The 22,298-nt window shown below is 42.8% G+C and carries 16 protein-coding genes; 2 read left to right on the forward strand and 14 right to left on the reverse strand.

The window, feature by feature from the left end; genetic code table 11:
• Position 1 precedes the first annotated feature (1 nt).
• The 4 genes from AC1DQW_RS16070 to AC1DQW_RS16085 form a co-directional block, all read right to left on the reverse strand.
• Complete coding sequence (locus AC1DQW_RS16070; protein WP_477455025.1) at positions 2-3,373, reverse strand: TonB-dependent receptor; 3,372 nt, start codon at positions 3,371-3,373, stop codon at positions 2-4.
• 189 nt (positions 3,374-3,562) lie between these two features.
• Positions 3,563-4,654, reverse strand: a complete 1,092-nt coding sequence (locus tag AC1DQW_RS16075) for a FecR family protein (protein ID WP_477455026.1) — start codon at positions 4,652-4,654, stop codon at positions 3,563-3,565.
• 116 nt (positions 4,655-4,770) lie between these two features.
• Complete coding sequence (locus AC1DQW_RS16080; protein WP_477455027.1) at positions 4,771-5,304, reverse strand: RNA polymerase sigma-70 factor; 534 nt, start codon at positions 5,302-5,304, stop codon at positions 4,771-4,773.
• A 141-nt stretch (positions 5,305-5,445) separates the two neighbouring features.
• Positions 5,446-6,219, reverse strand: coding sequence for an HAD-IIA family hydrolase (locus AC1DQW_RS16085; protein ID WP_477455028.1), 774 nt, complete (start codon positions 6,217-6,219; stop codon positions 5,446-5,448).
• 251 nt (positions 6,220-6,470) lie between these two features.
• On the opposite strand from AC1DQW_RS16085, the gene AC1DQW_RS16090 reads away from it, so the two are divergent.
• Both AC1DQW_RS16090 and AC1DQW_RS16095 read left to right on the forward strand, forming a co-directional pair.
• Positions 6,471-7,424, forward strand: coding sequence for a GLPGLI family protein (locus AC1DQW_RS16090; RefSeq protein ID WP_477455029.1), 954 nt, complete (start codon positions 6,471-6,473; stop codon positions 7,422-7,424).
• The gene (locus tag AC1DQW_RS16095) at positions 7,421-10,093 is read left to right on the forward strand and encodes a carboxypeptidase-like regulatory domain-containing protein (protein ID WP_477455030.1); all 2,673 of its coding nucleotides are present in this window, start codon (positions 7,421-7,423) and stop codon (positions 10,091-10,093) included. Before AC1DQW_RS16090 ends, AC1DQW_RS16095 begins: the two co-directional genes overlap by 4 nt.
• A gap of 39 nt (positions 10,094-10,132) precedes the next feature.
• On the opposite strand, the gene AC1DQW_RS16100 is transcribed toward AC1DQW_RS16095, so the two are convergent.
• The 10 genes from AC1DQW_RS16100 to AC1DQW_RS16145 form a co-directional block, all read right to left on the reverse strand.
• Positions 10,133-10,936, reverse strand: a complete 804-nt coding sequence (locus AC1DQW_RS16100) for a (Fe-S)-binding protein (protein ID WP_477455031.1) — start codon at positions 10,934-10,936, stop codon at positions 10,133-10,135.
• A gap of 73 nt (positions 10,937-11,009) precedes the next feature.
• Positions 11,010-12,305, reverse strand: coding sequence for a 4Fe-4S dicluster domain-containing protein (locus AC1DQW_RS16105; protein ID WP_477455032.1), 1,296 nt, complete (start codon positions 12,303-12,305; stop codon positions 11,010-11,012).
• A 22-nt stretch (positions 12,306-12,327) separates the two neighbouring features.
• Positions 12,328-13,188, reverse strand: coding sequence for an SDR family oxidoreductase (locus tag AC1DQW_RS16110; RefSeq protein ID WP_477455066.1), 861 nt, complete (start codon positions 13,186-13,188; stop codon positions 12,328-12,330).
• A 59-nt stretch (positions 13,189-13,247) separates the two neighbouring features.
• Positions 13,248-14,021 carry an enoyl-CoA hydratase/isomerase family protein gene (locus tag AC1DQW_RS16115; RefSeq protein WP_477455033.1) on the reverse strand — a complete coding sequence of 258 codons (774 nt, stop codon included), beginning with the start codon at positions 14,019-14,021 and terminating at the stop codon, positions 13,248-13,250.
• A 32-nt stretch (positions 14,022-14,053) separates the two neighbouring features.
• Entirely contained in the window at positions 14,054-15,865 is a 1,812-nt protein-coding gene (locus tag AC1DQW_RS16120; protein ID WP_477455034.1) for an AMP-dependent synthetase/ligase, read from the reverse strand.
• Between the two features lie 33 nt (positions 15,866-15,898).
• Positions 15,899-17,692, reverse strand: a complete 1,794-nt coding sequence (locus AC1DQW_RS16125; protein ID WP_477455035.1) for an acyl-CoA dehydrogenase family protein — start codon at positions 17,690-17,692, stop codon at positions 15,899-15,901.
• Between the two features lie 26 nt (positions 17,693-17,718).
• On the reverse strand, positions 17,719-18,897 hold the full coding sequence (locus tag AC1DQW_RS16130) for an acetyl-CoA C-acyltransferase (protein WP_477455036.1): 1,179 nt from the start codon (positions 18,895-18,897) through the stop codon (positions 17,719-17,721).
• A 16-nt stretch (positions 18,898-18,913) separates the two neighbouring features.
• Positions 18,914-21,286: a 3-hydroxyacyl-CoA dehydrogenase NAD-binding domain-containing protein gene (locus AC1DQW_RS16135; RefSeq protein WP_477455037.1), complete on the reverse strand. Its 2,373-nt coding sequence runs from the start codon at positions 21,284-21,286 to the stop codon at positions 18,914-18,916.
• Positions 21,287-21,328: 42 nt separating this feature from the next.
• Entirely contained in the window at positions 21,329-21,784 is a 456-nt protein-coding gene (locus AC1DQW_RS16140; protein WP_477455038.1) for a DUF2147 domain-containing protein, read from the reverse strand.
• Positions 21,785-22,012: 228 nt separating this feature from the next.
• Positions 22,013-22,279, reverse strand: a complete 267-nt coding sequence (locus AC1DQW_RS16145; RefSeq protein ID WP_477455039.1) for an acyl-CoA-binding protein — start codon at positions 22,277-22,279, stop codon at positions 22,013-22,015.
• Positions 22,280-22,298 lie beyond the last annotated feature (19 nt).

Consider the following 22,298-nt stretch of genomic DNA (forward strand, 5'->3'; position numbering starts at 1 on the left):
TTTATAATTTAACTGTTACACCGAATGTAATTGTACGTACCGATGGGTATTGAGCCACATCAACGCCGCGCTGCAGGTTGCCATTGGTATAACCCAACTCAGGCGTATAGCCTTTGTATTTGGTTATAATAAAGACATTTTGGCCCGAGGCGTATAGTTTTACACTTTTTAGCGCAGCTTTTTTAGACCATGTTAAAGGTAAGGTATAGCCTAATGTCACGTTTTTAAGGCTGAAATAGTTACCACTTTCTACAAACAGATCGGATGTACGGTAGTTATCATTAGCTCGGTCAAGCGATAAACGTGGGATGGTATTGCTTGTACCGGCACCTGTCCAGCGGCCTAAATCTTCGGCATACAGGTTAAAAGGATATGTTGGGTCGATACCCTGCATCCTATCGGCGTTGTATAAGCTTACGCCAAATACACCAGTAAAATTGGCCGATAAATCAAATCCTTTATACGATATGCTTCCCTGGATACCTGCGGTAACATTAGGGTTAGGATTGCCAAGGTTGGTACGGTCGTTGCCGTCAACTAAACCATCACTATTTAAATCCAGGAATTTAACGTCGCCAGGCCTGATCGAACTTTTGCGCGAATCATTTTTAAGCGCGGGATCATTGTCTATCTCTGCCTGGGTTTGATATAACCCATCAGTTTTCCAGCCATAGAACGATGCTATCGACTGCCCCTGGTAGGTACGTGAAATCTCCTGGCTTGAGCGGCCGTAAACGGTAGAACCTATAAAAGTACCAACGCCATTTAACTGCGTTACTTTATTTTTAATAAATGAAGCGTTTGCGCCAAATGAGTATTTTAATTTGTTATCACCGCCCTGGTAATTAACCTCTACCTCAACACCTTTGTTGTTCATGGTGCCAATATTTTGGTTAGGGATAGCTACCGAACCCGCTGCACCAACCACCGGAGGCGATATCAGCATATCCTTGGTGTTTTTATTAAACCATGTTATAGTAGTATTTAACTGGTTATTTAAAAAGCCGGCATCAAGTGCAATGTTGGTCATGGCAGCCCTTTCCCAGGTGATATCGGGGTTGGCAATGCTGGTAACCGCAGCGCCGCTTACGCCCGTCCCGCCAAAAGCGTAGCCATTCTTTTCATAAGTACTGCCAATTTTAATTAAGCTTAGATATTGATACGGGTCGACGTTTTGATTCCCGAGTTCACCATAGCCGCCTGTTAATTTAAGGTTGCTTATCCAGGTTATATTTTTGATAAACTTTTCGTTAGATAACCTCCAGCCCAATGAAAAGGCTGGGAAATAACCCCACTGGTTACCAGGGGCAAATTTTGAAGATCCATCCGCACGGAAAGTTACAGTAGCCAAAAATCTGCTGTCGTAATCATAAAACAACCTGGCAAAGCCCGATTGAAGCGATGACGGCTGCACCGGCAAGCTCGAATTGAATTGATCGTTACCCTGGCTTAGTACCCTTTGCGCGGGATCTGTGTCATCATAACCAACACGTGAAGCGTTGAAGCCGTTGTCTTTAAAGTTTTGGTAAGAGTAACCACCTGTAAAGGTTACGTGGCTTTTGCCAAATACCTTATCGTAAGTTAAGAAAGACTCCAGTAATTGAGATGATAATTCTTCTTCGCTTTGTGTTAAGGTAGAATTTTGATTTGGCCTTGTCTGGTTTACATCGGCAATACTAAAGTTATAATTACGGATCAATGCGCCATCAAAGGCATAGTTAACACGCAATTTTAATTCTTTCAAAAACGAGATCTCGGCAAAAGCATTGGCCAGTACACGGTATTTTTTGGTGTACTTATCAGCCTCCTGTATAGTAGCGTAAGGGCTGTTAATATCGCCTAACTGGTTGGCATAAGCTTTTGAAGTGCCGTATGTGCCATCCGGATTAACCAGGGGTATAGCAGGATTAAACCGCAATGCCGAGAAAATTAAACCCGTTTGTGAGTTATTGTTATCAAAGCCATTTTGATTACCATATGATAGCTGAATGTTTTCGCCCAGCTTAAACCATGGGGTTACTTTATGTTCAGAATTGATACGGGTAACGTAACGCTTAAAGTTGGTTTTATTGATGATACCATCCTCGTTATAAATTGATTGCGAAAGATAATAGTTAGATACATCATTACCACCTTGTAAACTTACATCGCCATTGGTTACATGGCCTGTTCCCATAATAGCACGCTGCCAATCGGTGCGCTGGGTTGCATAATAGGTATCGTTCCACGGCGCATCTATAGCAACCCCATCGTTGGTATAACGCTCTCTTTTCAATTTGTACAAATCTGGCGCGGTAAGCAGCTTGATGTATTTGGTTGTATTTTGGAAACCGCTGTAAAAATTAACCGATGTTGATAGCTTTTGATTGTAAGTACCCTTTTTGGTAGTTACCAGCACCACGCCATTTGCTGCCCTTGTACCATAAATAGCACTTGAAGATGCATCTTTCAAAATCTCGACAGATGCAATATCATTAGGGTTAATATCACTTAACGCATCGGGGTTACTTGTTGGCACGCCATCAATTACTATAAGCGGGTTAGCATCATTGATGGTACCCGTACCACGAATCCTGATACTTGGCGCGGCGCCGGGCGAACCATCGTTACGCACAATGCTGACACCACTTGCACGGCCATCTAAAGCCTGAGCGGCAGATGCTACCGGCAGGTTTTGAATATCGCTGCCTTTAACACTGGCTACCGAACCTGTAATATCAACTTTTTTACTTGTACCATAACCTACTACAACTACTTCACCCAATGCAGATGGCAGGGGAGTCATGACGATGTTTAAAGGCTGATCGCCATTGATGGTCACGATCTTTTTTTCGTAGCCGATATAGCTGATCTCCAATACACCTTTATCGGGTGCATTGATCACAAAGCTACCGTTAACATCCGTGGTAACACCGATGTTTGTACCTTGCAGCCTGATATTTACCCCAATTAATGGTTCGCCTTTGTTGTCAACAACCTTTCCCTTTACAATCAACAGGGCATCGGCTGTCTCGGGTGTAGATATAATCACTACATGGTCGTCCGCCACTTTGTAAGGCAGTTTATTATCAATGAGCGCTCCTAATACCTGCTCAATAGTTGCATCCTGCACATTAATATCAACCTTGCCTAATTTTTTCAGGGATGCATAGTTGTAAAAAAAGCGGTAATCGCTTTGTTTTTGAATTTTAGTAAGTATACTACTTACCTCAGTTTGCTTAATGCTGAGTGTGAATTTCTGTTGCGAGTATACACTGGCCGAAACCTGCATACATGTAACCAGAATTAGAAAGAATACTGCTTTCATTAGCAAAATAACTTTAAGGCATACGGGGGCATATGGACTTGCAAATGCCCTTGTTGTTTTTTTCATTACATTTGTTTTGAAAATTAATGGATAGAGTAAGCGCCGTCATAACACTCTTACTCTTAATAATAAATCCCAGATTTTTGCAGGGAAGAGGTGCAACTCTTCCCTTGTTTATTTATGGGGTTTTCAGGAATCTGATAAGTAAATATTTCTCTTCATGTTGCGGGGTTAAGTTAATATTAGTTGAATTGTTTATTTTTTAATCTTGTAGGCGAGGTAAACAGTGTTCCCATCGATTTTTGTTTGTAAAGGCACTATTTGCTTCAGGAAATTCAGTGCGGTATCCAGGCTCTCATTTTCAAGTACGCCACTTATCTGTTCTTTCTTTAAAGCCTCATTTTCAAATATGATGTGCACATTATATTTACGTTCCATTTGGCGGGCTACATCTTCAAAATCATTATTAACAAACATGATTTTATGCTCCGTCCAGGCATTTTCCTGGTAGGTATCATTACTGACGTTGGGCAGCGAAGCTACTTCATATTTTATTTTGGCCACATTCACCTTATTTGATTGATGATCGGCAATTAATGGCTGATTATTTATAGTAAGCTTTTCATGCGGCGATAAAATGATCTTCTTTTCCGGATCGTCGGTTAGTTCTACCTGTACTTTACCTTTCAATAAGGTTGTTTCGGTCGATTTATCGTCGCGGTAAGCTCTTACATTAAACACGGTACCTAAAACCTTCACCGTAAACCCGGTTGTGTGTACCAAAAATGGTTTCTTTGGATTTTTAGTTACTTCAAAAAAACCTTCCCCTTCTAAATTAACTTCCCGTTGCGTATCCGAAAAAACAGATGGATATGTAAAATGGCTCCCTGCATTAAGTTTAACTTTGGTACCATCTGATAAAGTAACCTGCATCATTTCACCAAAAGGCACATCAATTCTTTTTATAGATGCCGCAGTAATCTGCTGATTTGGATGCCGATTATTATAAAATAAAAAGCTTAATACAGCAAGTGCAGCTATTGCAGCCGCTGCACTTATCCATCTCCGGTAATTAAACGGTTTTATATTGTCATTTAAACTTTCAGTTTCTAACCCTTCCGAGCTTTTGATCTTCACCCATAACGCATCAAGCCTGCTGTTTACATCTTTTTCCTGTAAAATAGTATTCTCCTGTTTAAGTGTACCCGTTAAGGCATCTGTTACGTGCCGTATCTTTTTGTATCCTGGATACTGTTTTAAAAACAGTTCGAGTTCATTTAATTCATTTTTACTGGCCGACCCATCCATACTTTTGGCCATCAGCTCAATAAACCTTGATTTTCCCATACTTATAGCTAATCTGATTATAAAGACACCAAACAATTAAGATTTTCCTAAAAGATTTTTAAATAAAATTAAAATCTGTTTCGGATTAAATTATACACGGTAAATTTGGAGGAAGCTTACCTGATGATGCTTTCGAGTTTTTTTATCGCGATGGATAACTGGGCAAATACGGTTTTGTTAGATAATTCGAGTATAGAAGCCACTTCGTTGCAGGTAAGCCCGTCTTCTTTTACCATTTTAAAGATGAGTTTGCAGCGTGGAGGAAGGCTGTTAACGGCGTTGACAATCTCGGTATGAAGCTCCTTGCTGATAAGTAATTGTGCAGGATCGGCATTGAGGTGAAAATAAAAAGATTCGGCAATACTCAATTCACGGGTCATTCTGGATGAATTGCTCCGGATATGATTCAGGCATGCGTTTTTTACAACCACATACAAATATACCTGTGGATTCCTGATCTTATCCAGGGTGTTGCGGTTAAGCCAGATCTTTACAAACACATCATTCACTATCTCTTCGCTGGCTTCATTATCACCCAGGAAAGAGTTTGCAAATTGGCAAAGTTTAACCACCTGTGCTTTGTAAAGCTCGTTAAATGCCGACTCATCATTGTTAAATCGGATTAAGTGAACAAGCTCATGTGTATTCAAAGTGACAGCTAATTAAAAACAATTTCTTGTAATGCATTGCCTCCGGGCGCACAGTAAAAGTAACGAAATTATCACATACAGATAAAACGATAACTGAAGAAGGGGCTATCTTTACAGGATAACTATTCGATTACTTGAAATTTACCACCATTTTAAAGGAAAAACTATCTTATCTACCGAGCTTGCAATCATATCGGGTTTGAAAGCATAATTGCCTAACGTCTCTTTATTTGATATCCCAGACAATACCAGGATAGTTTTATACCCCATTTGAACACCACCCTGAATATCTGTTTCCATGGTATCGCCAATTACGGTTGTTTCCGCGGTTTCCAGGCCAAGGAATTTCCGGGCCGACCGCATCATCACCGGGCTTGGTTTGCCGGTAACAAATGCTTTTCGGCCGGTTGCTTCTTCAATCATTGCTGTTGTAGCAGCTATACCCAAATTATTCCATCCCGGTTTTTTTGGTGAAGGATCCCTGTTGGTTGTGATGAATTTTGCGCCGGCAAGAATCATATCTACCGCCCGTTGTACCATCTCGAGTGTGAAATTCCGGCCTTCACCCAAAACTACAAATTCAGGGTCCGAGTCGACCAGCGTGATGCCGTTTTCATGCAGGCTGGTCAGTAACCCGCCTTCGCCCAGCACATAAGCTGTACCGTTGGGGCTTTGGTCTCCCAGAAATTTGCCGGTAGCCATTGCACTGGTGTATACATGTTTGGTTTCTACAGTTATACCCATCCTTTTTAATTTACGCACCACCTCCAGGCTTGTGCGCTGGCTGTTATTGGTCATAAATGCAAATGGTATATCGTTTGTTATCAGGTGTTTAATAAATTTATCGGCACCGGCAATCAGCTCTTCTCCGCTGTAGATCACACCGTCCATATCAATTAAAAGTCCTTGCTTCATTTTGGGGTTTTTATGGTTGAATTACAGTTGCAAGGTAATGGTGTAAATCAATAACATCAAATCCATATGAAAATAAACCTGTCGGGGAAGTTTTTAATTCCACTTCTGTGTACTACAGCCATGGGCAAAGTTATGTGCATTTGTTAAAAAGTGTTAATTCTACGAAAAGTTCGTAGTGAAACTATTTTGTTAGTTATATTTGAATTGTCAAAAGTATTTAAGCTCTTTAATAAAAACTTATCCTGATCATCATGAAAAAAACGATCCTTCTTTTCGCCGCCTTTTCACTTGTTATTTTTAGTGTGAGGGCTCAAAAGCCTGATACCGCCAAAGCGATTGTTCATTATAAATTTTCGCACCTGCGCGACACCACCAACCGCGATAAACCCTATACCGAAAACATGATATTGTTTGTGGGAGCAACCTCCAGTGCTTACAAAAGTTATGACCGCAAAATACAGGAGGCCATGATGAAAAAACAGGTTGCCGACCAGGTTGCCGCGCAAAAAGGAAATGGCGGCCCTATAAATATAAAAGTGACGAGTAGGGGCGAATCAACCCGGAACGAATTTTACCAGTTCCCGCTACAAAGTAAATTGGTTCGTAAAGAAAGGCTCATCACAGCTTACCTGATAGAGGAACCTATGCCGTCCATCAGCTGGAAGATCAGCAACGATACTGCCAGTTTTGCGGGACTGCATTGCCAGAAAGCCACAGGTCATATTAAAGGCCGCGATTATACAGCCTGGTTTTGCCCTGATCTGCCGTTTCATACCGGCCCCTGGAAATTAAACGGATTGCCCGGCTTAATTGTTGAAGCCTATGATGCCCGGAAAGAAGTGGTGTTTAAGTTTGATGGTATGGAAGAAGTGAGCAATTCTCCCAAAACAGCAGCCGGTGCACCTGCGCCCACAGGTGGGTTAACGGTTAGAATGATAGGAATGGAAGATGACGCTGACCCCAATATTATTGCACTGCCAACCGATGCTGTTAAAACCACCGAAAAGGAATTTAAGCGCCTGGAGGAAGCGATGCGTAAGGATCCTAATGCATTTGCTAAATCGGCTATGGCTGGTTCTGGTATGAATATGAGACCTGGGGGCGCAAATGGCCCAGGCCCTGGTCCGGGTGACCAGATGAGGATAGTGGTAAATGGAAACGGCCCGGTGATTAACAACCCAATAGAATTACCCGAAAAGAAATGAGTTTTTTACATAAAAGTGCCGGGGCATTCATTTTATGTATGCTCGTGGCTGTGCTGTGCCTTGGCCAAAATATAAAAGGTACCGTTACAGATAGCCTGGGCAAACCCCTGAGTTATGCCAGCATCAACCTGAAAGGCAGTAATAACTTTATTATTGCCTATACCACCAGTGGCGTAAACGGGGTTTATAATTTAACCCTGCCTGCTGATGCTGATAAGAATGGCCTTACCCTTGAAGTAAGCTGCATAGGTTTTAAAAAGGAAATAAAACCGATAACAGTTTTTACAACACCTTATAACTTTAAGCTTTCCACCGCGGTGCACCAGCTTAAAACGGTTACCGTTAAAGATAACCGGCCACGACTTCGAACCAACGGCGACACCCTGAGCTACAAGGTATCTGATTTTAGCAGTCCGCAGGATAGGGTAATTGGCGATGTAATTAAAAAGCTGCCGGGGATAGACGTGGCCAAAGATGGCAAGATAAGCTATAATGGTAAGGCTATATCAAACCTTTATATTGGCGGCGATAACCTGTTGGATGATAAATACAATATTGCCACCGGCACAATCCCCAATGGAGTGGTTGACCAGGTGCAGGTAATGGAAAACCATCAACCCATAAAAATGCTGAAGGATAAGGTTGTAAGTGAGGATGTTGCCTTAAATCTCACTATTAAAAAAGATGCGAAACTGCAATTGATAGGCCAGGAAACCGTAGGAGCAGGGCTGCCGGGAAAGTATTATGAAGACCTGAACGCTATGATGTTTAAGGATAAATACAAGGCTATTAATTATGTTAAAGGAAACAATACAGGCTTTGATGTTGCAGGGGACCTGGTATCGCATAATGCGGCAGATTACATGCAACGTATTGATAATGATAAACCCGGTACCGTACTTTCATTAGGTACAGCGGGCGATCCTGATTTGCCGCGTAACAGGTATTTGTTTAACCAGTCGGGCATTGTGAATCTGAATAACCTGGTCAACCTGAAAAAAGATGTGCAACTGCGGGCCAATATCTCCTATCTGCGCGATAACCAGCGCCAGGATTACCAGCGTTTTAGCGAGGTATATCTGCCCGATGATACTATACGTTATACCGAGGTGCAACGCAATAAACGCCGGCCCGATCTGATACACAGCCAGTTTACGCTTAACATTAATAAAAGCAGATATTTTTTGAATGATAACCTGGTTACCGATTACAGTCATAACACCACGTACTCTGCACTTAACAGCAATGGTGTGCACGTAAACCAGACTTTTAAGGATAACCTGTTTGATTTTTCGAACGAGCTTAATTTTATGCAAACCTTTAAATCAAATAAAATTGTGGAGGTTTACAGTTACATTAACCGCACATCCGAACCAGAAAACAGGGTGATTGAACCAAATCTGAATCCTGGTATATTTAACAACGGCATCAATTATTCGCTGCTTACTCAAAAGGTTAATATCCCGGGCTGGTTTACAAATAATTATATTTCATACAAAATACCGGGGCAATATTTAACACAAAGTTTTAAAGCAGGCTTCAGCGGGCAATCACAAAAATTAAACACCGATCTAACAGTTACACAGCTGAACAATACAAGCAACCTGGTATCCGATAGTTGCCTTAACAGTTTAAGCTGGTCGCGCAATAAATTGTATGCCGAAGCAGACTATGATATACCAGGCAAAATTCTTAAAATTAATATGAGCCTGCCACTTAGCCTGCAGCAAACGCACTATAATGATCCGTATTATCAGCTGGATAACAGCCTTACCCGCCTGTATTTTAACCCGCATTTATCTGTTAAGTACCAAAGCGGTATTGAAAACTATTTTACACTGAATTACAGCCTGCGTAATAACATTGGCAATATACAGGATGTGTACCGGGGCTATATACTTACCAACTACCGTACCTTGTATGCCAACAGCGCAGCTTTAACCGAGCGGCAAAGCCAGAACGCCGGGCTGGGCTTTAATTATCGAAAAGCCATTACGCTATTCTTTTTTAGCCTGAATGTTGCTTATAGTCATATCTATTCTAACAATATCGCTTCAAGTATTTTAACCAATAACATACAGCGGCGGATTGTATTGCCTTATAATAACCATATGGATACCTGGACAGTAAGTGGTTACGCAAGTAAATATGCATTTGATTTAAACACCACCTTCAGCGGGGGCGCATTATGGCAAACCACAAAATTAAACCAGGTACAAAATGGCTTGATATTACCTTTTAACACGATATCAGAAACCTTAAACGCAGGTGCCGAAACCAAGGTAAGTAATGTTATAACAATGAGCTATAAAGCTAACTATAGCCAAACCACCAGTAAGTCGCCGGCTATAAGTAACAGTTCAAAATTTCAGCGGCTGATACAAACTGCATCTGTAAATTATAACCCGCTTAGCACGCTGTTCTTTAATTTTTCAGCCGACCACTATTATACCCACCAGCAGCAGGCTAATGATCTGAAATATTTTTCTGCTGATGCGTCTATCCGTTACAAATTCAGCAAAACCAAACTTGATGTGGAACTAACAGGTCAAAACCTGTTCAATGTAAAAAACTATACCGCGTTATACTTATCCGCCAATGTATTTACCTCAAGCTCGTACGCCATACCTGGGCGCATGATATTGGCTAAAGTGCTGTTTAACCTGTAAACAACCGGCTTCGGTAATTATATAATTAATGTAATAGCGTTATAACCCATTCGCCCTAACGGTGATCTCGGCAATGTCCAGCACCTGGATCTGCTGATCTTTTTCGTTGAGTTTTACACCATCTGTAAGCATGGTCATACAAAACGGGCATGCGGAAGCCACCACCTGGGCTTTGACTGCTATAACCTCCTGGATCCGTTCCATGTTGATATCCTTTTTACCCGGTTCCGGTTCTTTAAACATCTGCCCACCTCCCGCGCCACAGCATAAGCCGTTTGATCTGCAGCGTTTCATTTCTACCAGCTCGGTATCCAGGATCTCCAGTGCTGCACGCGGAGCCTCATAAACATTGTTGCCACGCCCCAGGTAGCAGGGATCATGAAAAGTGATCTTTTTACCTTTAAAGCTTTCGCCCCCTTCGGCTTTTAGCTTACCCGCATCAATCAGCTGCTGAATAAGCTGGGTATGGTGGATCACTTCGTAATTACCGCCCAGGCCCGGGTATTCGTTTTTAATGGTATTAAAGCAATGCGGGCAGCCGGTCACAATTTTTTTGATATGGTAGCCATCCAACACCTGGATATTGGTCATGGCCTGCATCTGGAACAAAAATTCGTTACCGGCCCGTTTGGCAGGGTCGCCGGTGCAGCTTTCCTCGGTACCCAACACAGCATAGCTGATACCCACATGATGCAGGATCTTACAGATATCACGGGTTATTTTTTGTGCCCGCTCATCAAAACTACCCGCACAGCCCACCCAGAACAGTATCTCGGGTTCCCTGCCTTCGGTAGCCATTTGGGCCATAGTAGGTATCTTTATTTCGGATTTTTCGTTTTCCATTTCGGATCCATCATTTTACCATAGCATATAAACCATGGAGCTATTTGACTAACTGCAGACTTAAACCTGCCTGCTATTTCTCCGCCCAGTTCAACCTGTCGGCCTGGCTATATTTCCAGGGGGCGCCGTTGTTTTCAACATTGCCAAACATGTTATTCAGGCTGGCAGGGGCCTGCGATTCTTCCATCACGATATAGCGGCGCATTTCGGTAATAATCTCCAATGGGTTAATATTTACCGGGCAGGCCTCTACGCAGGCATTACAGGTGGTACAGGCCCATAATTCTTCCCGGCTGATATAATTATCAAGCAAGGCTTTGCTATCGTCATAGTCCTTCCCATGCTTATCCAGGTTATTACCCACTTCGGTGATCCTGTCGCGGGTATCCATCATGATCTTGCGGGGAGATAACAGCTTGCCGGTAATATTGGCCGGGCAAACACTGGTACACCGGCCGCACTCGGTACAGGTATAGGCATCCATCAGGTTTTTCCAGCTGAGATCGGTTACATCTTTAGCCCCGAAACGACCGGGAGTTGTAGCCTCGGGTACAAATGCCGGGTCCATTATCGCTTTTACCTCGTTGGTTACCGATGCCATATTGGTAAACTTTCCTTTTTCATCCAGGTTAGAATAGTAAGTGTTCGGAAAAGCCAGCAGGATATGAAAATGTTTGGAATAAGGCAGGTAGTTTAAAAATGCCAGGATCCCGGTGATATGGAACCACCAGCATCCGCGCTCGGTCATTTCCAATACGGCTGCATGGCCGGGTAACAGCGGGGCTATAAAACTGCTTACCGGGAAACTGCCCGCTTTGAGGTAATGCCCCACGTGAAGCGCCTGCAATTTGTAATCGGCAGCATTCATGGTTAAAAAGGCGGTCATGAGCAATATTTCGATAACCAGGATATAGTTGGCATCCGATTTGGGCCATTGGGTCATCTCCTTACCGCTGAAACGCTTTAAGTGCACGATATTTCTCCTGGCCAGGAAAACCACACAGGCAATGAGTACCAGTACCGCCAGCACCTCAAAGCCGCCGATCAGGAATCCATATAAACTTCCCAGGGGTTTTGAAAATATCCTGTGCGAGCCAAACAAGCCGTCCACCATGATCTCCAGCACCTCGATGTTGATGAGCACGAAGCCTGCATAAATAAAAATATGCATTACCGCTGCCAAAGGGCGTTTCACCATTTTGCTTTGGCCCAAGGCTACCCTGGCCATCGTTTTCCAGCGCAGGCCAGGCTGATCACTGCGACCGGTATCGCGGCCCAACAGGATATTGCGCCGTATTTTACCCGCGTTTTTGGAGAACAGGTAAACAGCGGCGACAAATAGGACGAGAAATATTAGCTGTGCAATCATTATTAATAATTTTATCGGCCGGTTAACTGCTTTTGGGGTGCCTGGTTAATTGTTCAATGCCATCCCACATATCATTGCTTACCATCTCAAGGCCGTTAAACTGACCGGCTCCCTGCAGCCATTCGCCGCCATCAATGGTAATTACATCGCCGTTAATGTAACCAGCGAAATCTGAGATCAAATAAGCGGCAAGGTTTGCAATTTCCTGGTGCTTACCCACTCTTTTAAGCGGTACCCTGTTTTTAAAATCAAATTTTTCGGCCATTTCACCGGGTAACAAGCGTTCCCATGCACCTTTGGTAGGGAAGGGACCCGGCGCAATAGCATTGGTACGTATCTGGTGCCTTCCCCATTCCGCAGCTAACGACCGGGTCATGGCCAGTACACCACCCTTTGCACAGGCAGATGGCACTACATAAGCAGAACCTGTAAAGGCATAGGTGGTAATAATGTTCAGGATATTTCCTGCCATTTTTTCTTTAATCCAATACTTACCCAGGGCCAGCGAACAATTGACAGAACCCTTAAGCACAATATCAATGATGGTTGAAAATGCATTAGCAGAGAGCCGTTCTGTTGGGGATATGAAGTTACCTGCAGCATTGTTTACTAAGGCGTTAACACTTCCAAAGCTTTCAATCGTTTTGTTTAGCATGCTTTCAACTTCATCGTAGTTACGCACGTCGCAGGCCAAGGCCAATACCTTGCCCCCCGTTTCGACCTCCATTTCATGAGCTGTTTGTTGCAATACATCAAGCTTACGGCTGGTAATTACCAAATTGGCCCCTAACTTTAAAAAGTAGGTGCCCATGGCTTTACCAAGCCCCGTACCGCCACCTGTTATGATGATGGTTTTATTTTTAAATGCATTGGCCTTGAGCATTCCGTTATCCTCATCGGTCTGGTTCAAAGGATCATTCTTATCAGGAGCTTGCATATAATTTATTTGCTTTTTACAGGGTTCATTAGTTTGTCGATTATTTTTTTCAATGTTGCGCGCGTTTCTGGTGCCCACCATTGCTGCAGCATCCTGCTTAAAGCGGCGCTATTGTCGCCCTGTAGTTTTTCAGAAAGTTCCTTGCGGAAATTCATTTTACTTTGGCTCCAGGTAGCGGGATTCAATTTCATATATGCCCGCACTTTTTTTTCCGCCGAAGCCAATACATCCTCAGCCGCGCATACTTCATCAATTAATCCCTCTTTAACCGCATCGTCAACGGTTAGTAATTTACCCTCCAACAAGTACTGATAAGCCTTGCGGCTACCTAACCAGAATGCGTAGAGGTGAAATACTGTATCGGGTACAATGATGCCTACCGGGATTTCATTTAAACCAATAATGTATTGGCCGCTTGCCATAACCCGGTAATCGCTACATAAGGCTATAATGCAACCGCCTGCAGGGCTATGCCCTGTTATTGCCGTTATAAATGGCTTTTTAAAGTTTACCAGAACTTTCTGCATCAGCATAAAACTGGTCCAAAAGTCTTTGCTCTCTTCTTCGTTATAATTGTAAACTTCCATCAGGTCGATCCCGGCAGAAAAAAAGCCCTCTTTGCCTGTAATAATTAGTCCGCCTATGTTATCGTCAGCTTCAAGATCCTTTACTGCAGTGATCAGTTCTGTGATCATTTCTGCATTTATCGGGTTGGAGCGGCCCCTGTTTAAAGTGATGATTGCAAGTTTATCCCGGATGATTAACTGAAATGTATTCATTTACACGGATTATGAGAATGTAAGAGCAAAAATTAATGTGAAAGCGTTGGATTACCAATCTCGCTGGTATACATTTTTTCTATTTCTTCGTTATATTTTTCTAAAATAGTGCGGCGCTTCATTTTGCCAGTAGGGGTTAGTTCTCCGCCATCAATAGTCCATTCGTGCTGAAGCAAAGTGAATTTTTTAACCTGTTCAACATGGTTAAACTCTGTATTTAATGAATCAATAATTGATTGAAATAGTGCGGTTACAGCTGCATTATTTACAATTTCGGTGTTTGAAGACAGGTTGAGCTTGTGTTGAGTACACCATAATTTAAGATTAGGATAGGAGGGTACTATTAAGGCAGTTGTAAATTTCCTATCGGCACCAATAACCATCATTTGCTCAATAAAAGGACTCTCTTTCATCCGGTTTTCAATGGGGCCAGGTGCAACATATTTGCCGCCTGATGTTTTAAAGATCTCTTTCTTCCTGTCGGTAATTTTCAGGAAACCATCTTTATCCAGTACGCCAATATCCCCGGTATGGAACCAGCCGTCTTCCACCACTTCGGCGGTGAGTTCGGGGTTTTTGTAATAACCAGCCATTATACCTGGTCCTTTGGCTAATATTTCGCCATCGTCGGCAATTGTAACCTGCACATCTTTTATTAATTGCCCAACTGTGCCGAATTTCCTGAAATGAGGATCATACTTGTTAACAGAAATTACAGGCGAAGTTTCAGTAAGGCCATAGCCTTCCAAAATAACCATTTTAGCGGCAGTGAATATCCGCTCCATCCTAACCGGGCATGCCGAGCTGCCCACAACTATTGCTTTTATATTACCGCCAATAGCTTTACGCCATTTACTGTAAACAAGCTTATCTGCAATAGCTAATTGCAGATTATACCATGGACTTTTGCCTGTAAGCTCAAACTGTTCGGCAACTTCAATTGACCATAAAAATATTTTTCTTTTTATACCTGTAAGCTTTTGCCCTTCAATAATGATCTTCTCAAATACTTTTTCCAGCAGGCGGGGTACGGCTGTAAAAATATATGGCTTTACTTCCCTCATATTAATACCTATAGTATCCATACTTTCGGCGTAATAAATAGAGAAGCCGTAAAAGAAATAGATATAGGTACACATTTTCTCGAAAATATGGTTAAGCGGTAAAAAGCTTAAAGCGCGTTTATTTTCTAAAGGGATTTGATTCAGCACGTCGGCCGAGCCGATAACATTACTTACAATGTTTTTGTGGGTAAGCATTACCCCTTTGGGCCGGCCGGTGGTGCCTGATGTAAAAATGATGGTAGCTACGTCATCTTCCTTAATGCCGGCGCTTATTGCATTTACCTTATCTCTGTCAATATCAGCAATGGGTTTAAGGAGTTGTTTCCAATTGTTGCAGCTTTCTAAATCATTAAAAGAAAAAATAGATTTTAAAGAAGGAACATGGTCAATTATTGCATTTACCTTGCCGCAAAGGTCGGCATCACTTACAAAAATGCATTTAACCTCTGCTTCAATTAAAATCTGCTCCATTTCCTTTAAGCTGCTATTAGGATAAAGAGGAACCAATATGGCACCGATTAATTGAACCGCGAGATCAACTATCAGCCATTCGGGCCTGCCATTGCTGATCAGACCAACTTTATTCCGGCCAATAGTAGTACCATCACCGGCCGATATGCCCATTTCCAGCAGCGCTATAGCTAACTGGTAAGTTTTTTCATGCACTTCGGCTGTGCTGTATGATACCCATTCACCGTTTACTTTGGCATTTAACAGGTCGGCTTTAGGGCTTTGAGCCTGGATGCCCATACAATCAAATAATCTGGCTACATTCTTCATATACCCTGTTTTAAAATATTAAATGAGGCTTTGTTAGAAGCAATATTTATTTTGCTCAATCAGTTTTGCAGCAACTCTTCTGCGCGCTGCAGTGGTGTTAATATCTTCTGTTTTGGTAAAGCGTTTTAACCCCGTCATCATCATCCTGCGATCGTCGCCTTCTGCAAATGCATTAAGTGCTTCCTTACCGGCTTTAAATATTTTATCCGCGGCATCCCTGATATAAACCTGCATTATATCAATCTGATCTTTAACGGCGTCTTCGCCACGCTGACCGGCTAATTTTTCTACTCTTAGCTGGACAGATTCGCTTGCATACGTCTCAATAACCATATCGGCAAGGTTCATCAAAACTTCCTGCTCTTTTGCCAGGTTGGTCATCAGTTTTTGAACTGCCGCACCCGCTACCAATAAAATAGCTTTTTTAAAGTTTGATACGTACTTTTTCTCTTTGGCGAAAAGGTCTTCTTCAATACTGTTAAAATCAGGAATGCTCATTAACTCGGCTATTACATTCTGCGCAGGGCCCATCAGGTCGATTTCGCCTTTCATGGCACGCTTCAGGATCATATCCACGGTTAATATGCGGTTGATTTCGTTAGTGCCCTCAAAGATCCGGTTGATGCGGCTATCGCGATATGCCCTGTCCATCGGTCCTTCGGCGCTATAGCCCATGCCACCATAGATCTGTACCCCTTCATCTACTATATAATCCAGCGCTTCTGATGCATGCACCTTTATAATAGCAGCTTCTATGGCAAACAGCTCGATGCCTTTAAGTCGGGCTTTAGATGCATCCATGCCATGTTCAAGTAAGTTATGTGTGGCATCTTCAATGTTTTGGCTTGCCCGGTACATAGCAGATTCGGCCGCGTAAGCACGGATAACCTGCTCACCTAATTTATAGCGGATGGCACCATATTTCGCAATGGCATGGCCAAATTGTTCGCGCTCATTTGCATACTTCACCGAATTTGTAATTACGGATTTTGCTGCCCCTAATGCTGCCCCTCCTAATTTTATACGGCCCAGGTTGAGGATATTTACGGCTATTTTGAAACCGTTACCCCGTTCCGATAGCAGGTTTTCAACCGGTACCTTACAATCATTAAAAAATACCTGGCGGGTTGAGCTACCTTTAATACCCATTTTGTGCTCTTCGGGGTTAAGCGACAAGCCCTCAAAACCTTTTTCAACAATAAATGCGCTAAGGTTTTCGTCGTTATCAATTTTAGCAAAAACGGTGAACACATCGGCAAAGCCTGCATTGGTGATCCACATTTTTTGCCCGTTGATCAGGTAATGCTTGCCATCGGCAGATAGTGTAGCGCGCGTTTTGCCCGAATTGGCATCAGAACCTGCACCCGGTTCGGTAAGGCAATAGGCGCCTTTCCATTCACCAGTGGCCAGTTTTGGGACGTATTTATTTTTTTGCTCAGTATTACCATAATAAAGTATTGGCAATGTGCCAATGCCCGTATGGGCCATTGCTGCAACGGAGAATGACGCACCAGGACCTGTTTTTTCGCTGATGAGCATAGCCGTAGTAAAATCTTTACCAAAGCCGCCATATTCCTCAGGGACGGAAACACCCAGGATCCCCAGCTCACCGGCCTCATTAATTAAGCGCACCATCAACCCTTCTTCCTGTGTGTCGATACGATCCAGCAGCGGAACAACTTTTTGCTCTACAAAGTCCTGGCAGGTTTGTGCTATCATCAACTGCTCCTCATCCCAGTTTTCAGGAATAAACACATCCCCGGCAATTGTTTCCTTTACCAGGAATTCACCACCTTTTAAATGCTTGTTTTCTGCTAATGTGCTCATAATCGTATGTTTAAAATGTTTTTATCTTAGTTTAATAGTTCAAATATTCCTGCCGCGCCTTGCCCTGTACCAACGCACATGGTAACCATGCCATATTTATTATCTCTTTGTTTCAATTCATCAAAAAGCTGTACCGAAAGTTTGGCACCGCTGCAGCCCAACGGGTGACCTAATGCTATGGCGCCGCCATTAACATTCACGATATCGGGATTTAAGCCCAGGCCCTTTACTACAGCCAGCGATTGCGATGCAAAGGCTTCGTTCAGTTCAAAAAGGTCTATCTCATCTTGTTTTATGCCTGCTTTTTTTAATACTTCGGGAATAGCATACAAGGGGCCAATTCCCATAATGCGCGGCGGAACACCAACAACAGCATAGTTTACCAAACGCGCAATAGGGGTTAGGTTGTTTGCTTTCATAAAACGCTCACTTACTACCATTACGAAGGCGGCGCCATCGCTGGTTTGTGATGAATTACCTGCAGTTACCAGCCCCCTGGCATCAAATACGGGTTTAAGTTTAGCTAATGCTTCCAGGGAAGTATCGGCACGCGGACCTTCATCTGTATCTATCGTAAATGACCTTGTTTTTCTTTTTCCGCGTTCATCAACATAATTTTCGGATACATTAACCGGAACAATCTGATTCTTGAATTTTCCTCCTGCAATAGCACTTAGGGCTTTTTGATGGGATTGATAGGCAAACTGGTCCTGCTCATCGCGATTAATATTATATTCTTTGGCAACAGCTTCAGCGGTTAATCCCATGCCCCAGTAATAATCGGGATGTGCAATGGCAACATCTGCATTGGGTACAATGCGCCATCCGCCCATAGGTAACAGGCTCATGCTCTCTACCCCGCCGGCTATAATACAATCGGCTATACCGCTGTGTATTTTTGCCGATGCGATAGCAATAGTTTCCAACCCGGAAGCGCAGTACCGGTTCACCGTCATGCCGGGAACTTTATCAGTATTCAGCGCCATAAGGGAGATCAGGCGGCCTACGTTTAAACCTTGCTCAGCTTCGGGCGTAGCGTTGCCAACTATCACATCTTCAATCTGGTCTTTATCTACATTGGGTACAGATGCCACCAGTTGCTTAATTACTTCGGCAGCAAGGGTGTCCGGTCGGGTAAACCTAAAACCGCCACGGGTTGCTTTTCCAACGGCACTGCGGTAAGCTGCTACTATATATGCGTTCATCTTGTTGTCTTTTAAATTAGTTTCTTAATGTTTTTCCGCCGGTTAAAATGGATTGTATGCGTTCTAATGTTTTGCGTTCGGTACACAGCGATACAAATGCCTCGCGTTCCAGGTTCAATAAATACTCTTCGCTTACCAATGTAGGTTGCGACAGATCTGCACCGGCAAGTACATAGGCCAGCTTTTGTGATATTTTTACATCATGCTCACTAATGTAATTACCACTAAACATGGTGTTGGCACCTATGTAGGCCAAACCAAGCGCCTGTTTGCCCAAAACCCTGATATCTTTACGCGGAACCGGTTGCACATAACCTTCATTAGCCATTAACAGGCACTGTTTTTTTGCTTCGGATAAAAGCCTGTTGCGGGATACGACTACCATATCCCTGCCTTTTTTAAGATAACCCAGCTCAAAAGCTTCCTGTGCCGAGGTAGATACCTTTGCCTGGCCAATGGTAAGGAACCTGTCGCGGAAATTATTTAGTTCGATGTCGCCATCCTGTAATTCATCGCTTAAACGCAGGGCAAACTCTTTGGTACCGCCGCCGCCGGGGATAAGCCCAACGCCAAATTCAACCAAACCCATATAAAGCTCGGCATGTGCTACTACCTTATCGGCGTGTAAACACAGCTCGCAGCTGCCACCAAGTGCCATTTGGTGTGGTGCTGCAACAACCGGGATGGATGAATACCTAATCCGCATCATAGTGTTTTGAAATGCTTTGATCACCATATTCAGCTCGTCAAATTCCTGCTCAACGGCCATCATAAATATCATCCCAACATTGGCGCCGGCGCTGAAATTTGCTCCTTCGTTGGAGATAACCAATCCTTTATAGCTTTGCTCGGCAAGGGTGATGGCTTTGTTAATGCCTTCTATCACCTCTCCGCCAATGGTATTCATTTTGGTATGGAATTCCAGGTTAATAATGCCGTCACCAAGATCAGTAATGGTAGTGCCGCTGTTTTTCCAGATCGTATTTGCCGCGCGGATATTGTCCAGCAGGATAAAATCTTCGGTACCCGGAATCACCTGGTATGATTTGGATTTGATGTCATAATATAAGCGCTTGCCATCCTGTATTTTGTAGAAACTTTTTGTACCGCTTTGCAGCATATCGTAAACCCATTGTGCGGGTTTGTTGCCTTCTGCCTCCATGGCTTTAACGGTGGTTTCAACTCCCAATGCATCCCATTTTTCAAAAGGCCCCATTTCCCAGCCAAAACCGGCGTTCATGGCAGCGTCTATTTTATATAGCTCATCAGAAATTTCGGGAATGCGGTTGCTGGAATAAGCAAAAAGCTGATGAAATATGGCGCGGTAAAAATCACCGGCTTTGTCTTTAGCCGTAAACAGGATCTTCATCCGGTCTTTTAAATTATCAACCGTTTTGGTTGTTTCAAGCGACGGAAATTTTACTTTTTTAGAAGGTTCATATTCCAGGGTTTTTAAGTTGAGTGTATAAAACTGGTTGGCGCCATCCACTTTTTCTTTTTTATAAAAACCTTGTCCGCTTTTGCTGCCCAGCCAATTGTTTGCTACCATTTTGGTTACAAACCCGGGGATTTGGAACAAGTCTTTAGCTTCATCATTGGGTACACCCTGGCTTAAACCGTTTGCCACATGCACCATTGTATCAAGGCCTACCACATCACTGGTACGGAAGGTGGCCGATTTAGGATGGCCTATTACCGGCCCGGTAAGTTTATCAACTTCCTCAATCGTGATCCCGGTTTTATCTGCATAATGCAGTATGCTCATGATACTGAAGACCCCAATACGGTTACCAATAAAGGCGGGGGTATCTTTTGCCAATACGGTTGTTTTACCTAAATATTTTTCGCCGTAATGCAGTAAAAAATCAATAACTTCTGGTAGGGTGTCAGTTGTTGGGATAACCTCCAACAGTTTTAAATACCGGGGCGGGTTAAAGAAGTGGCTGCCGCAAAAATGTTTTTTAAAATCTTCGCTTCGTCCTTCGGCCATTAAATGAATAGGGATGCCGGATGTGTTAGATGTTATCAGCGTACCGGGTTTACGGTATTTCTCTACATTTTCAAATACCTTTTGCTTAATATCAAGCCGCTCCACAACCACTTCTATTACCCAGTCGCAACCGGCAATTTTGGACATATCGTCGTCAAAATTTCCGGTTGTAATATTTTTAGCCGACGCTTTTGAATAAACAGGAGAGGGGTTTGATTTTAATGCTGCAGTAAGCGCATCATTCACCAGCTTGTTTCTTGATTTAGCGTCGGCATCTTTTGGTACAATATCCAATAGCAGCACTTCCAGGCCTATGTTTGCGAAATGGCAGGCTATGCGGCTACCCATTACACCCGAACCCAGTACGGCTACTTTTTTTATAATTCGTTTAACACTCATTTATGCTTGTATTTAAAATGTAGATAGGTGTTTTATATTACTTTATTCTGCTTTTTCCCAGGTTGTAGTACGCCCGAAGAGTGAAATTCCGATATAGCCCCTTATATCAAGGGTTTGGCCTTTATAGGTTATTTTGCAGCTATACGTTTTTCCATTGTTTGGGTCGTAAATTGTACCGTTGGTATATTTGTTATCGCCATCTTTTTCAAAACCGGCTAATACTGGCAGACCAAGCCGTGGCCTGGTACGTAATTTTTCATCGCTGTTTAGCTCATCAACTTTAGGTTTGCCATTTTTTAAGGGCTCTTTAAGCCAAACAACCTTGCCATAAAATTTGCCGTCCTTTTCTTTGGTTATCTGTATTTTGGCAGTTTTAACATCATTATACCATAAGCCCTCTATTTTGTCTTTTTCGCTCTGTGCTTTAGTAACAAAACCCGCGGATACCATGAGCATCATTAATACTAACCTGGTGAGATTTTTTTTACAGACTGACATTGTTTTTAGGGTTATGGACATGCAATTAAATTGATCTAAAAAGCACCGCATCAAATTCTCTGCGTATTAAGGCAGTAATCAAATGCATCTTAAAAGGAAAAACTTAGCCGCCTGAACGGTGAATAATTTATAATTGGTTTATATTAACAAATATCCTATTTAGTAAGGGATTATAAAGGGTTATATGGCGGAAACATTTGTCAAAATTTCGGTTATTTCTATTATAGTTTATTGAGGGCCTTTCAGCTGCTCAATAATATTGATGTAACCGGTCATCGCTGCCTCCGGCGACATTCCTGTTAAACTTTTCCATGCCTCATATTTGGCCTTGTTTACAAAATCAAACATGCCGGGCGCCGGTGTATTGGGGTCTATGTCTCCGTCTGTTGCCTGGTTGTACAAACTGTATAATTTAAGCAGCGTATCATTATCTGGGCGTTTGGTTAGTTCTTTACCTCCTTTAACGGCCATTTCAAAGTTTTTGTTCAAACTCATTTTATAATTTTATGGTTAG

This window comes from Mucilaginibacter sp. P5_A4 (genome assembly GCF_056400605.1).